At 36.3% G+C, this 13,234-nt stretch carries 14 protein-coding genes and 2 riboswitches; of the genes, 5 read left to right on the top strand and 9 right to left on the bottom strand.

What is annotated here, in order from left to right; genetic code table 11:
- Nucleotides 1-256: 256 nt before the first annotated feature.
- Nucleotides 257-1,327: a threonine aldolase family protein gene (locus tag MHH73_RS05080; protein WP_191815189.1), complete on the bottom strand. Its 1,071-nt coding sequence runs from the start codon at nt 1,325-1,327 to the stop codon at nt 257-259.
- Nucleotides 1,328-1,425: 98 nt separating this feature from the next.
- Nucleotides 1,426-2,319 (bottom strand): NADP-dependent oxidoreductase, encoded by an 894-nt coding sequence (locus MHH73_RS05075; RefSeq protein ID WP_341065220.1) that lies wholly within the window; start codon nt 2,317-2,319, stop codon nt 1,426-1,428.
- Nucleotides 2,320-2,456: 137 nt separating this feature from the next.
- On the opposite strand from MHH73_RS05075, the gene MHH73_RS05070 reads away from it, so the two are divergent.
- Complete coding sequence (locus MHH73_RS05070) at nt 2,457-2,960, top strand: hypothetical protein (RefSeq protein WP_191815193.1); 504 nt, start codon at nt 2,457-2,459, stop codon at nt 2,958-2,960.
- A 25-nt stretch (nt 2,961-2,985) separates the two neighbouring features.
- On the opposite strand, the gene MHH73_RS05065 is transcribed toward MHH73_RS05070, so the two are convergent.
- The 5 genes from MHH73_RS05065 to MHH73_RS05045 form a co-directional block, all read right to left on the bottom strand.
- Nucleotides 2,986-3,396 (bottom strand): MarR family transcriptional regulator, encoded by a 411-nt coding sequence (locus MHH73_RS05065; RefSeq protein WP_191815195.1) that lies wholly within the window; start codon nt 3,394-3,396, stop codon nt 2,986-2,988.
- A gap of 82 nt (nt 3,397-3,478) precedes the next feature.
- Nucleotides 3,479-4,384 carry a methylisocitrate lyase gene (gene prpB, locus MHH73_RS05060; protein WP_341065212.1) on the bottom strand — a complete coding sequence of 302 codons (906 nt, stop codon included), beginning with the start codon at nt 4,382-4,384 and terminating at the stop codon, nt 3,479-3,481.
- Nucleotides 4,385-4,399: 15 nt separating this feature from the next.
- Nucleotides 4,400-5,839, bottom strand: coding sequence for a 2-methylcitrate dehydratase (prpD, locus tag MHH73_RS05055; protein WP_191815199.1), 1,440 nt, complete (start codon nt 5,837-5,839; stop codon nt 4,400-4,402).
- A complete protein-coding gene (gene mmgD, locus MHH73_RS05050; protein WP_191815547.1) occupies nt 5,823-6,977 on the bottom strand; it encodes a citrate synthase in 1,155 nt (384 codons plus the stop codon). The genes prpD and mmgD overlap by 17 nt, the downstream gene beginning before the upstream one ends.
- Entirely contained in the window at nt 6,922-7,197 is a 276-nt protein-coding gene (locus MHH73_RS05045; protein WP_191815201.1) for a hypothetical protein, read from the bottom strand. The genes mmgD and MHH73_RS05045 overlap by 56 nt, the downstream gene beginning before the upstream one ends.
- A 163-nt stretch (nt 7,198-7,360) precedes the next feature.
- Nucleotides 7,361-7,563, bottom strand: a riboswitch (cobalamin riboswitch).
- A gap of 189 nt (nt 7,564-7,752) precedes the next feature.
- Here MHH73_RS05045 and MHH73_RS05040 point away from each other — a divergent pair.
- Both MHH73_RS05040 and MHH73_RS05035 read left to right on the top strand, forming a co-directional pair.
- Nucleotides 7,753-8,196, top strand: a complete 444-nt coding sequence (locus tag MHH73_RS05040; RefSeq protein WP_341065209.1) for a MarR family winged helix-turn-helix transcriptional regulator — start codon at nt 7,753-7,755, stop codon at nt 8,194-8,196.
- Nucleotides 8,197-8,213: 17 nt separating this feature from the next.
- A complete protein-coding gene (locus tag MHH73_RS05035; protein WP_341065207.1) occupies nt 8,214-9,425 on the top strand; it encodes an MFS transporter in 1,212 nt (403 codons plus the stop codon).
- Nucleotides 9,426-9,484: 59 nt separating this feature from the next.
- Here MHH73_RS05035 and MHH73_RS05030 read toward each other — a convergent pair whose 3' ends face one another.
- Nucleotides 9,485-9,670, bottom strand: coding sequence for a hypothetical protein (locus MHH73_RS05030; RefSeq protein WP_191815207.1), 186 nt, complete (start codon nt 9,668-9,670; stop codon nt 9,485-9,487).
- Nucleotides 9,671-9,756: 86 nt separating this feature from the next.
- Here MHH73_RS05030 and MHH73_RS05025 point away from each other — a divergent pair, with 86 nt between their 5' ends.
- The gene (locus MHH73_RS05025; protein WP_341065204.1) at nt 9,757-10,626 is read left to right on the top strand and encodes an aminoglycoside phosphotransferase family protein; all 870 of its coding nucleotides are present in this window, start codon (nt 9,757-9,759) and stop codon (nt 10,624-10,626) included.
- Nucleotides 10,627-10,712: 86 nt separating this feature from the next.
- On the opposite strand, the gene MHH73_RS05020 is transcribed toward MHH73_RS05025, so the two are convergent.
- Complete coding sequence (locus MHH73_RS05020; protein ID WP_341065202.1) at nt 10,713-11,537, bottom strand: MetQ/NlpA family ABC transporter substrate-binding protein; 825 nt, start codon at nt 11,535-11,537, stop codon at nt 10,713-10,715.
- 89 nt (nt 11,538-11,626) lie between these two features.
- Nucleotides 11,627-11,737: riboswitch (SAM riboswitch) on the bottom strand.
- A 245-nt stretch (nt 11,738-11,982) separates the two neighbouring features.
- Between MHH73_RS05020 and MHH73_RS05015 the strand changes: the two genes are divergently transcribed.
- Nucleotides 11,983-13,146, top strand: coding sequence for a pyridoxal phosphate-dependent aminotransferase (locus tag MHH73_RS05015; protein WP_341065200.1), 1,164 nt, complete (start codon nt 11,983-11,985; stop codon nt 13,144-13,146).
- Nucleotides 13,147-13,234: the final 88 nt, after the last annotated feature.

Raw genomic sequence — 13,234 nt, 5'->3', positions numbered from 1 at the left:
GGAGGAATGTCCATTGATATCTTTTAAAGTTTTACTTATCCTTCTCATCTTTTTATTTTCGATCTTGATAAGCTTACTTTTTAGAAAACTCGCCTTTCAGTACATTGATAGCATTGCCTTTCTTCTCATATCTATCTCCTCTTGCATTTCTATATTTTTCCTAAAAGGGAGTCATCAATATTTCTTCCTAATAGCCTGTATAAGCAGCTTTTTGCTTTCCTGTATTTATTTTTTTCTCTCATTCTATGAATAATAATTATCTATTCTGTTTGATCGTTAAAAACATTTTTTCTATTACTGTTTCTGGTATAACCGTTACTGCATCGCCAAAACTAATTTCTGCAAAATAATCGTTATCTTTCTTTTGAATGCTAGCTGTGATACCCACACCACATTCCTCATAAACCAATTTCAACAATTGTTCTATTTCCTCTATGCCTTGTTCAAAATAAAGATGGAACATATTTGATTGAGGAACTTTTGGTTTTGTATACAACCCATTTATTTGGTTAAATCTCTCAGCGAAATATCGTGATATTTCATAATATCGCTTCATTTTATTTTTTCTTTTTTCATAATAATAGTCTGCTGGAATGATATAAGGATAAAGACTAATAAGATCTCCACCGAACCTTCTTTTCCAAATCTTCGCTTCTTCAATAAAGGACTCGTCACCTGCTAAGATTGCACCAGCTATCCCACCTACACCTTTATAAAAAGAAAGATAGACACTGTCAAATAATGCACTTACTTCTGCGGCGCTCTTTTCATAATAAGGCAGCACTTCTAATAATCTCGCACCATCTAGATGTAATTTAATATTATTTTTGCGGCAATGATTTACCATTTGCTGAAGTTCTGAAAGTGGCGGTACCACCCCGCCTATTTCTCTTTGCGGCAACTCTAATAACAAAGCAGCGAACGAATCATCTAAATGGCAAATATCTTCATAACCTACAGGTCTATTTGCTTCACTGACGAATGTTACATCAAATTGATGAAGGATCCTAGGTCCATCTTGTTCATGAATTTCTAGGTGACATAATGGATGATAGGCAATTTTTTTTGATTGTTTTTTATCACTCCAAATTCTAAGTGCAATTTGTTGTGCCATTGTTCCACTTGGAAAGAAGACTGCTTTTTCTTTGCCTAATAATGTCGCCATCTTCTTTTCAAATGCTGCAATTATTTGGCCTTCGCCGTAAATATCACTTGTAACATCTTCTGGCACATGGCGGAAGGCTTCTTTAAGTACTTCCACTTGGCGCACTCCATGACCGCTTAAAGTGTACAGTGATTTTTGATAAATATCTTGCAAAAGTGTCAAAGGGAGCGACCTCCTTATTCTGAATTTTCATGATTATTATAACATGCCTAGAGATGATTGATAGTTAGAGAATTTCGCATGACGAAATTTTCATGCTTTTAGTCTCGATGGCAGACTACAATTTCCCCCTGACAACGGCCATATTGTTTTTTTATGTGGGCTTTTTGTATACCTTCAATGTTCAGCGGATAAACATGCGCCAAAACTGGGGCAAGATCACCTTTTTCTACTAATTGCTTTATTTGTTCCAACCCCTTATTAATTGAATATAAACATTCCTTATCAACGCCTTGAAATCTCGACTTGGCAAATTTTATCACTTTTGCTTCTGGCTTCAACCACCTTAACGCACTAAAAATTGGGGAGCTATGCCCAATTGTATCAATTAGTAAATCAAACCGCCGTTGCTCATGAATAGGATCCAGACGATCTCCATTAATATAGATTACATCTTTCTGCTTTGCATCTTCGGTAAGTACGCCTATAACTGTGCCCATTGCCTTTAAGATTTGTATGAGCATCAAACCTACATTCGTTTGACTACCTAAAATAAGAACATAGCTTCCTTCCCTTACTCTCCCCTCTACTGTTGCTTGCCATGCCGCTATACTACTTTCTAAGAGAGAAGCCGATTCAATGAATGTTAAATTATGAGGCATGAGACAAACATCAGATGATGGTACGATCGTTTCGTTTGCATATGTCCCATATGTAGAAATAGTCGTTTGAAAAAATACCTTGTCACCCTCTTTAAACTGGGAGACGCCTTTTCCTATTGCTTTAATGATTCCCGCTCCGGAACTTCCTAGAATTATCGGTAAGGGAAGATTGTCTCTCAATCGTTTTCCCGCCCTGAATTGCCAATCACTTTCTAACACGCCACTCGCTTTTATTTGAATTAATATCTCGTCATCACCTACTGGTGGTGTTACAAATTCAATTTCACGCAATTGATAAATATCGCCATATTGATGAATTCCAATTCCCTTCATAAAGATGCCTCCGCTTATCATTCTGTTTATATGTTCATTTTTACCAACTAGATCTATTCTTAAAAATACATCTTGTACACATAATTTTATTGATGTTTCACATTCTAATGATAATCATGTTTGAGAGGAGGGAAAGTATGAATGTAGCTAATATCTTTCGTATATTAAATGCCATCATCTTATGGGGAAGCATGTTTTTTATCCCTGGTAAATCCATTAAAAGGTTTCTTCCTGTTACTTTATTTTGCTCTTGCATTCTTTTAATTGAAACACTATTATCATTTGTTTTTAAATGGTGGAGGGTAAAGGGCGGAAAAAAATACATGGTTTATGATTCAATTGCCTTTATATTGGGGCCATTTTTTACCGTTAATATTTGGGTATTCCATTTAACCTACGGGAAGTTTATTCGGTATGCTGGGCTTAATCTAATTATTGATCTTTTATTTGCATACCCTCTCAATGCTTTCTTTCAAAAAATTGGTCATTATAAACTGTACAAATTCACATCATTTTCATTATTTATTTCTGCCTTCGTCTATTCATTAATTAACTATGGCTTTCAAATGTTATATGAACGACCTCCGAAAGATTATATAAAAACGGATAAGGTGAGTAAAACAGAACTTACTGTTAAATGACCTTATCCTCATTCGGGAAATAAGCTTAGATAATTTTCGCTATTTTTTCAAGAGAAGTATTGATGGTCGATATTTGCTGTTGAAGAGAACATAATTGTTCATAAGAATACGAATGAAATAAGGCATTAATATAGGCTGCTCCCTCTTGTGTTAAACGAACACTAACAATTCTACGGTCATTTTGTGCTCTACTTTTCGTTACATAACCAAGTGCCTTTAACTTATCAGTCATATTCGTTGCAGCTGCTGGGGACATATAGAAATCTGTAGAAATATCAGTGATTTTCATATCACCAAGTTTTTTCAACTTCATCATAAGCCAAACAAGATTCTCATTGAGGGTTTTTTGCTTATGCAATAACACATGAATAAAGTATTTATTGCTAGCCATCTCTCCAATTAGATGCTGTATAATTATTTCATTCCTTGCTTTCATCTATTCATTTCTCCTAATCTTTTATGAAGTAAAATAACTATGAAAGGTTGACGCTCGGCTGTATCACCGAACGCCTATACAATCATTCTTCTGTCAGTATCGTTTTTGCTAATGTATCATCTAATTCTTCAAACTCATCATAGCTGATGGTTTGATATAGTTCTTTTCTAGTTTGCATATTACTAAGCGCATCTTTTTGTGAACCTGTTTCTTTTATGATATTAAAAACGTTTTCATATGCTTTAGCTGCCACTCTTAATGAAGTAACAGGATAGATAACCATTTGAAAGCCCATTTGTGAGAATTCATCCGCTGAGTAATAAGGCGTCTGACCAAATTCAGTCATATTTGCTAATAAAGGAATAGAAATCGCTTGTGAAAATAGGCTAAACTCTTCTTCCGTTTTTAATGCTTCTGGAAAAATAGCGTCCGCTCCAGCTTCTGCATATGCCTTCGCTCGTTCAATCGCTTCATCAAGTCCTTTCACCGCTCGTGCGTCTGTTCTTGCTACAATAATTAAGTGTGGAGCAACTTCCTTAATCACCTTAATTTTTTGTATCATTTCTTCTGTCGTTACAAGCTGTTTACCATTTAAATGGCCACATTTTTTCGGTAACTTCTGATCCTCTATTTGTACAGCAGCCACTCTAGCCTCTTGCATTTCCACAGCTGTTCTTGCCGCATTTAATACCCCACCAAACCCCGTATCAATATCAACAAGTAATGGTAAATTAGTTGCTCGAATAATTTCTTTCGCTCTTTGTGCCATCTCAGCAGATGTAACCATACCAAGGTCTGGCAGTCCTTTACTTGCCGTATATGCAGCACCTGATAAATATAGCGCCTGAAAGCCTGACTGTTTCGCGATTAGGCCTGCCATTGCATCATGTGCCCCTGGTATTTGCAATATATTCTTATCTAGCATTTTTGAACGAAATTGCTCAGCTAAATCTTGTTGCAACACAGGTTTATGAACAATCCATGCCATCTTGCATCACCTCTCCTAGATAATGAATAAATTCATAAATTCATTCACTGGCATCTCTTTTAACCATTCTTGATTGGAAACAGCTCTAGCAATGCTTGTTTGTGCCTTGTTTGAAAAATGAGTTTTGATATTATACTCGAACTTCTGCAATACTTTTGGAATCGCTTCGTCACGGCGGAATCGGTGACCTAATGGATATTCACATTCAATTTTCTCTGAAGAAGTTCCATCTTTATAATGGATTTGTACCGCATTAGCGATTGAGCGCTTGTTCGGGTCTAAATAATCTTTCGAGTATTGATGATCTTCAACAACTTGCATCTTCTCTCGTAAACTATCTACTCGTGGGTCGCTTGCTACATCATCCTCGTAATCCTCTGCGCGAATATTTCCTTTTAATAAACCAATAGCTGTAATGTACTGTATACAGTGATCACGGTCAGCTGGATTATGTAATGGACCTGTTTTATCGATAATCCTAATCGCTGATTCATGTGTGGTAATCGTAATTCGATCAATATGATCTAAATCATTTACATCGCCATTTTGATAAAGTAAGACGGCACACTCTGCTGCAGTTTGCGCGTGAAATTCTGCCGGATAAGAAACTTTGAATAACACATTTTCCATTACATAAGCACTTAACTCTCTTTGTAAGGTAATTTTTTGCCCTTTAAACAGAACGTCCTCAAAACCCCAGTTAGGTGCAGATAAGACACTGTTATAGCCCATTTCACCTTTCACAGCCATCATAGCTAACTGAACACCCCTACTTGTGGCATCTCCAGCAGCCCATGATTTTCTCGAACCCGTATTTGGCGCATGACGATATGTTCTTAATGCAGAATTATCCACCCATGCAAGTGATAATGCATGTATCACTTCTTCTTTTGTTGCGCCAAGCATCTTTGCCGTAACAGCAGTTGTTGCCACTTTAACAAACAATACATGATCTAAGCCCACACGATTTAAACTATTATCCAACGCTAATATACCTTGAATTTCATGAGCCTTGATCATCATTTCCAGGACTTCAATCATTTTAACTGGCTCTTTACCAACTGAAAGACGTTGCCTACTTAAAAAATCTGCAACTGCTAAAATGCCACCAAGGTTGTCAGAAGGATGCCCCCATTCCGCAGCTAACCATGTATCATTGTAATCCAGCCAGCGAATCATACAGCCGATATTAAATGCGCCTCTAATGGGATCCAATTCAAATGTTGTACCAGGGACTCTTGTTCCATTAGGTACAACGGTTCCTGGTACAACAGGACCAAGTAGTTTTGTACATTCAGGATAATCTAGCGCTAATATTCCACAACCAATTGTATCGAGTAAAATATAATGTGCTGTGCGATAAGCCTCTTCACTTGTTATTTCATAATCCAATACATAATCAGCAATTTTCGTTAAAATAACATCGGTTTCAACCTTTTCATTCGTTTTCAGCATTTACACGTAATCCTCCTCCATTTGGTAAAGTATGTCGTGCTCCTGAATAAATGACCCGCGGTCTAAATAAGCGATTGTTTTCATGCTGTTCAATGACATGGGCACATAAACCAACTGTTCTTGCACTAAAGAAAATCGGTGTGTAAAGAGGGATAGGAATTCCTAACATGCCATAAACCGGTGCGGCATAATAATCTAAATTAGGGTATAATCCTTTCTCAACTTCCATAATTCTTTCTCCTGCTTCACATTTTCGAAGCAATGAATCATCTCCATTTTGTATCGATAACTCTTGTAGAGCTTCTTTCATCATTAATGCTCTTGGGTCCATTTTGTTCATATAAACTCTATGACCAAAGCCCATAATCTTTTCTTTTTTAAATAATTTTTTATAGAAGAGACTTTCCAAGCCACCGACACTTTCTGCTTCATTCAACATGTACATAACCGCTTCATTCGCACCGCCATGCAAGCTCCCTTTTAAACTTGCAACTGCGCCTGTTAAAGCTCCAAAGAGATCGGATTGTGTAGAAGCAATTACTCTTGCGGTAAATGTTGAATTTGGCATTTCATGTTCACTATATAAAAGTAATGATTGGTCAAATACTCTTTCTTCTAAATCGGATGGTACTCTACCAGTTAACATATAGAAAAAGTTGGCACTATATGAGAGGGATTTATCCGGTTCAATTTTTTCCAGACCTTGTAATATACGATAACTGTTAGCTACAATCGTTGGAACTCCTCCAAGTAGGCGATAAGCTCTTTCTTTATTTCCTTGCTTCGACCGATCATCTAAAGTCGTATCATATCCAGCTAAGCTTGAGATGCCCGTGCGGAGCCCATCCATTGGATGTGTTCCTTTTGGTAAATGAGTAAAAACCTCCATAACGGCCGTCGGTATTTCATAATAGGACTTTAACCTAGTAGCTAATGCGTGTTTTTCCTCGTCTGTTGGTAATTGATCTTCTAGAAGTAAATGGATAATATCTAAATATCTTTTCGTTTTTGAAAGTTGAATTAAATCATAACCTTTTATGACAATTTCTCCATGAACCGTATCTAAAAATGAAATGTTAGTCTCAGAAGCTATGATTCCCTCTAACCCTGGTATATATTTCTCCTCCATGCTCACAATCATTTTCCTCCCATCCAATTACATCGTGCCTGACAATGCTGTAAGCCCTTTCAGCATTCCTCAAATATATTTGGATCTTCTCTTCTTCTACAGAGAGTGTTTGGATGTCTTCTTTACACTGTTCTAACACTTTTCTTAAACTATAACCCTCAGCAGAATAGCTGTTTATCATGATCGTAGATTTCATTATGTTCACATAATAAGGAACGGTTCCAAACAAAGCTTTTCCTCCGTTCTTGCTCCCCTTTTTTCCATATCAATCCATTAAAAAAACAACTTCTAGAAAGAAGTTGTTAAGTTCAAACGAATACTAAAAATAAACATGCAACTTTGGCATGTATTCATTACCCGTACTTAACACCTCCTATATCCACGTAGGAATTGATGTTTACACTAAACAGGCAGGTCTCCTGGCTTATGGTCAACATGATACGAAACCTTCCCATCTCCTATTGAAGGAAACAGTGGCATCTTTCGTATCACTCGCAAATACAGTTGCGGGACAGCGACGGAATCTAACCGTACTTCCCTTTTAAGTAAATAGACAATCAAGCATTCTATTTACACCTATTTTAGAAAATATTAAGTTGTTCCACTTAAATATATCAATATTTTAGAAAATTTACAATCCTTTTTCTTATTCACACTGCTTTTCACTTTTTATTAATGTCATGTCACCTACAACCATAGCTTATAACATTTCCCATTTTGTAGAAAAAATAAATCGCCCCATAGACAGACAAGATGGCTTTTTGTTATAGTATATTAGTTACCATTGATAACTATTTTAAATGAGGTGGATATTATAATAGCTAGCCAAAGATTCTTCCATCATTTTATGATGCTTTATCGCCCTTTTGAAAATAGACTGAATAGCTTATTAACGAAACACCAATTACAACGAGCACAGTGGACAATCCTTTATTATCTCTACCATTTCGGTCCAACGACTTTAGTAGAAATTGCTGCGTATCAAGGTGTTGAAAAGCCAACAGTCACGAGGACAATAAACCAGCTTGAGGAATATGGATATGTAGAAAAAATCCCAAGCATGGATAAACGTGAAAAGAAAATGAAGATAACGAACGAAGGTGAGCGCATATACAAACAAATCCGCATTCCGATTGATCAGTTCGAAATGGAAATATTAGAGGGAATCACAACTGAAGAACAAGAAGAATGTATTCGGATTTTTGATAGTATTAAAAGCAATTTGTAAGGAGGAAGAAAAAAAATATGCGTTCAACAAAAGAAAAATTATGGACTAAGGACTTTATCACCATTTCTTCCGTAAACTTTTTTCTAACATTAGTGTTTTATTTATTAATGGTTACCATTGCGGTGTATGCCGTCGAAGCACATCATGCGACTGCCAGCCAAGCTGGCTTAGTTACAGGCATATTTATTATAGGAACATTGGTGGGAAGGTTGTTTATCGGTAAATATATTGATCGTATTGGCCGGAAGAAGACTTTAATCATCGGCTTACTATTATTTAGTTTATCAACAAGTCTTTATTTTATTGAAATTGATGTTAATTTCTTACTTATTACCCGCTTTATCCACGGTTTAACATTAGGGATGGCAAGTACAGCAAGTGGTACAATTGTCGCTTCAGTTATTCCGCAAACAAGGAAAGGTGAAGGAATCGGCTATTTTAGTATGAGTAACACTTTAGCAACAGCAATTGGACCTTTTATCGGTATGTTAATGAGTCAATACACAACTTTTCATACGATTTTCATTTTTTGTTTGGTTCTTGGTATTATTGGCCTACTTATCGGGTTTACTGTGAATGTGAAGGAATTAACTGAAGATGAGAAAGCTCAATTTCAATCATCTGGCTTTCAATTGGCTAGCTTTATTGAACCAAAGGCACTTCCAATTGCACTCGTCACATTAACCGTCGCATTTTGTTATTCTAGCGTCTTGTCATTTATTAATTTTTATGCAATTGAAAAGGACTTAGTCAATGCCGCTAGCTTTTTCTTCTTTGTCTATGCCATTGCCGTCTTACTTTCCCGCCCTTTCACTGGTAGATTGATGGACAGCAAAGGAGCAAATTATGTGATGTATCCAGCGTTCATATTATTTGGTGCAGGTCTATTCTTACTTAGTAATTCTTCAAATGGTGTTATGCTATTAGTGGCGGGGGCTTTAATTGGCTTGGGCTTTGGTAATATGCAGTCTTGTACACAAGCGATTGCCATCAAATTAACACCCCCCCATCGCATGGGGCTAGCTACTTCCACCTTCTTTATCTTTCTCGATGGTGGTTTAGGTTTTGGACCGTATTTATTAGGTTTACTGATTCCTATAACAGGCTACAGTATGTTATATATTTATATGGGGGTTGTGGCAATTGCTTCAATTATCCTTTACTTCTTAGTTTATGGACGAATCGAACACAAAGAAAGTAAACAGGCACACCAAACAGCATCAATGTAAAATAAAGTATGTTATCATTAGAGAAGAGACTTCATGTGATTGAAGTCTCTTCTCTCTAATTAAAATGGTTTATTCGGTTCATATGTCGGCTGTTGGTTAGTCACTTCATACTCATAACTTTTTTCCATTCCTGCTTGTACTTCTTCTGACTGTTCTAATTCTGTATCCATTTGATTGTATTGTTGAGCCTCATTCTGAGCAGCAATAATTTTTTCATCCACTTGATTATCATACTTTTTTTCCATTGCTTTTCACTCCCCTTTATAAGATGTCTCGCCTATTTTTCCCGCTAAAAAACGATTTATACAAAATAATAAAAGGAGACTGTTCCATGAAGGAATTAATTAAAAAACACCTTCCGCATCTTCAGGAAATACAGATTGAAAGCAATCATTCTGGTTGGGATCATCATATTTATATTGTCAATCAAACATATGTCATTCGAATACCAAAAACAAAACAAGTATTAGCGAAAATGAACAAGGAAATCAAACTACTGCACCAGTTATCATATCTTTCATCGATAATTGAAATACCAAATTATCATCCATTTTATAATAAAGACGGACAAGTGATTGGTGTTTTTTACCCTTTTATTAAAGGACAAGCATTATCTCATTCATTGATTATTCCTCCTTTATATGAAGCCAAGCGGCTAGGTATATTTCTTACAGAATTACATCGCTTGGATATATATGAAGCAAAGAAAGGCGGTATAGAAGAACGACATAATAAAGATTATTGGGCGCAATTACAGCAAACGCTGAAAACAAAAATATTTCCGTTCTTAAATGAAGGCGAAAAGGAAGAAATTAATAAACTATTTTTAGCGGTGTCAAAATTTAAAGAAGCAAAAGTGGTGATTCATGGCGATCTGACAAGTGCCAATATCCTTTATCATCCAATCAAAAAGGAGATATCAGGAATTATAGACTTTACAGATACGCAAATAGGGGACCCGGCGTTTGACTTTGCAGGGCTATATTGGGATTTCGGAGATCAATTTACTAAAGAAGCTCTCGCAGCTTATGAAACACAATTTAATAAAGAAGAAATGTATAGAAGAGTCACTTCCTTTTATGGCTTACAACCAATTTTTCACGAATGGTTAAAAATCGTTAATGAGCAGGATGAGAAAATTGTTCGACAATCGATAAATAAAGGAATGACCAAAATACAAACGATTCGAAAGATAAGTTAACAGTTATTCTCCACTATTATCATTAGAAACCGAACAAATCCATATGAATTTGTTCGGTTTTTTGTTTAGACTTACTTCGTTTATAATTATTCCATCCACGCTGGCTTTCCAAACCCTTGAAACGATTCGTCGATGATTTTTTCAAATTCTGCAGACTCAACCACTTCTTTTAAGTCTTTCGCATATTGTTTATCTTCATAGTCTGCTCTAACTGCAACCACATTGCGATAATCATCAAGCATATTTTCCAATGCTAGTGCACTTAATAAGTCCATATCGGCTGCCAATGCAAAGTTACCTGGAACTGCAGCTAGATCAACACCTTCAAGAGATCTTGGTAATTGTCCTGCTTCAATCGGTTGAAAGACTAAGTTCTTTTTATTTTCCTTCACATCTTTTTCAGATACTGTTAGTGGATCGGCATTTTCATCAATCGTAATAAGACCTTCGTCACTTAACGTATTTAAGGCGCGCGCTGCATTCGTTGGGTCATTTGGAATAGCAATGGTTGCACCGTCTTTTATCTCATCAATTGAATTAAACACATTCGAGTAAATTCCCATAGGGGCTGTTGGGACAATAATTAATGGTGTTAAGTTCATATTATTTTCTTTCTCGAAGTTCTCTAAATAAATAGTATGTTGGAAAAGGTTAGCTTGGATATCATCTTCATTTAAAGCTTTGTTAGGTTGGATATAATCACTAAACTCTACAACAGTTACTTTATATCCTTTTTCCTCTAGACCAGGTACAATGGCTTTCTTCAACATATCACTATAAGGACCGGCAGTAGCGCCAATTTTAAGTTCTTTCGTTTCATCTACTTTTTCTCCACTCGTGTCTGAACCTCCGCCACATGCTGTTAGTAAACTAACAGTTGCAATGAATAAAACAATTAGCCACTTTCTCATTATGTTTCCTCCCCATAGCTGTAACCAGAATTTTAACCAATAAAAAAAGCCACTATTCATCATCTGAAAGAGGCATTGATTTATATTCCGCCTTATCTTTCAGAATGAATGGATATCATTCTGCAGGAATTGGCACCTTCCCAATATTGGGGGTTGCCGGACGTCATAGGGCCTAGTCCCTCAGTCTCTCTGGATAAGCTTTTTATTTAATTTTTATGATATGATATTACTACTCTCCATTATTTTTGTCAATGTTCGAAATAATGTTATTACATCCAATCTTCTTAGAAAAAGTGCCTATCGACAAAACTTCTCCTTCTTTATCCTTTTAAAATAAAAAAGGAGATTGAATATTTCCCTTTTTATAAAATTAACTGGACATTTTGTCTTTTTGGTTATAAAATGCGTTCGTATATAGATTAAATAAATGAAGGTGGATTAAAAAATGGAATTATCGCATCGTTTGAAGCAATTACCTCAACAATTTTTTGCTTCCCTTGTTCAAAAAGTAGCTGCTGCAAAACTTGAAGGCAGAGACGTTATTAACCTAGGACAAGGCAATCCCGACCAGCCTACACCTGCACATATTGTACAATCACTTCAGCAGGCTGCCGAAGACCCAATGACACATAAATATTCTCCTTTTCGAGGAATTAATGAATTAAAGAAAGCCGCTGCTTCCTTTTATAAACGTGAATATGGGGTAGACATTAACCCTGAAAAAGAAGTCGCTATCCTCTTTGGCGCAAAAGCAGGTTTAGTAGAAATTCCATTATGCCTTCTTAATGAGGGAGATTTAATGCTCTTACCAGATCCTGGTTACCCTGATTATGAATCTGGTGCGGTTTTGGCCAATGTAAAATACGAAACCTTTCCTTTAAAAGAAGAAAACCATTTTTTACCTGATTACTTACAGTTTACGGAAAAACAAAAAAAGGATGCTCGCCTATTATTTTTGAATTACCCTAATAACCCAACAGGTGCGACAGCTGATTCGACATTTTTTGAAGAGACTGTTGCTTTTGCTAAAGAAAACAATATCACCATCTTACATGATTTCGCTTATGGCGCCATCGGCTTTGATGGAAAGAAACCTGAAAGTTTCTTGGCGACAGCCGGAGCGAAAGATGTCGGCATTGAAATGTATACATTATCTAAAACATATAATATGGCTGGGTGGAGAGTTGGATTTGCAGTTGGAAATGAAAAAATCATTGATGCCATCAATCTTCTTCAAGACCATATGTATGTGAGCTTATTCCCTGCCATACAAAAAGCCGCAGCCGATGCATTAAATGGGGATCAAACGAGTGTAGACGAGCTTGTTGCACGATATGAGGGGCGTAGAAATGCATTCATGAACGCTTGTGAAAAAATTGGCTGGTACGGCAAGTCACCTTCAGGGTCATTTTTTGCTTGGATGCCTGTACCTGAAGGGTATAATAGTGAAGATTTTGCTGATTACTTACTGGAAAAAGCCGATGTAGCTGTTGCCGCTGGAAAAGGATTTGGCACTTTTGGTGAAGGTTATGTTCGAGTTGGATTACTTGTCGATGAAGAACGATTAATTGAAGCAGTAGAAAGAATTGGTCAACTCAAATTATTTTAATATAAGAGGTAGAAAAAATATAGTAGCCACAAACCTAGCCGATAGGAACATGTATAAGTTTATGTTCCTATCGGCTAGGTTGTGTAAC

It is taken from the genome of Cytobacillus sp. FSL K6-0265, from assembly GCF_038003465.1.
GTDB lineage: Bacteria > Bacillota > Bacilli > Bacillales > Cytobacillaceae > Cytobacillus > Cytobacillus stercorigallinarum.
The sequence above is the reverse complement of the archived record's forward strand: the minus strand, read 5'-3'. Positions and strand labels throughout refer to the sequence as shown.

Excerpts from the sequence above, each read along its gene's own strand:
- MHH73_RS05035 (WP_341065207.1), top strand. The coding sequence starts at position 8,214 with ATGCGTTCAACAAAAGAAAAATTATGGACTAAGGACTTTATCACCATT.
- MHH73_RS05020 (WP_341065202.1), bottom strand. The coding sequence starts at position 11,537 with ATGAGAAAGTGGCTAATTGTTTTATTCATTGCAACTGTTAGTTTACTA.
- MHH73_RS05025 (WP_341065204.1), top strand. The coding sequence starts at position 9,757 with ATGAAGGAATTAATTAAAAAACACCTTCCGCATCTTCAGGAAATACAG.
- MHH73_RS05065 (WP_191815195.1), bottom strand. The coding sequence starts at position 3,396 with ATGAAAGCAAGGAATGAAATAATTATACAGCATCTAATTGGAGAGATG.
- MHH73_RS05015 (WP_341065200.1), top strand. The coding sequence starts at position 11,983 with ATGGAATTATCGCATCGTTTGAAGCAATTACCTCAACAATTTTTTGCT.
- MHH73_RS05030 (WP_191815207.1), bottom strand. The coding sequence starts at position 9,670 with ATGGAAAAAAAGTATGATAATCAAGTGGATGAAAAAATTATTGCTGCT.
- MHH73_RS05075 (WP_341065220.1), bottom strand. The coding sequence starts at position 2,319 with ATGAAGGGAATTGGAATTCATCAATATGGCGATATTTATCAATTGCGT.
- prpB (WP_341065212.1), bottom strand. The coding sequence starts at position 4,384 with ATGGCATGGATTGTTCATAAACCTGTGTTGCAACAAGATTTAGCTGAG.
- MHH73_RS05070 (WP_191815193.1), top strand. The coding sequence starts at position 2,457 with ATGAATGTAGCTAATATCTTTCGTATATTAAATGCCATCATCTTATGG.
- prpD (WP_191815199.1), bottom strand. The coding sequence starts at position 5,839 with ATGCTGAAAACGAATGAAAAGGTTGAAACCGATGTTATTTTAACGAAA.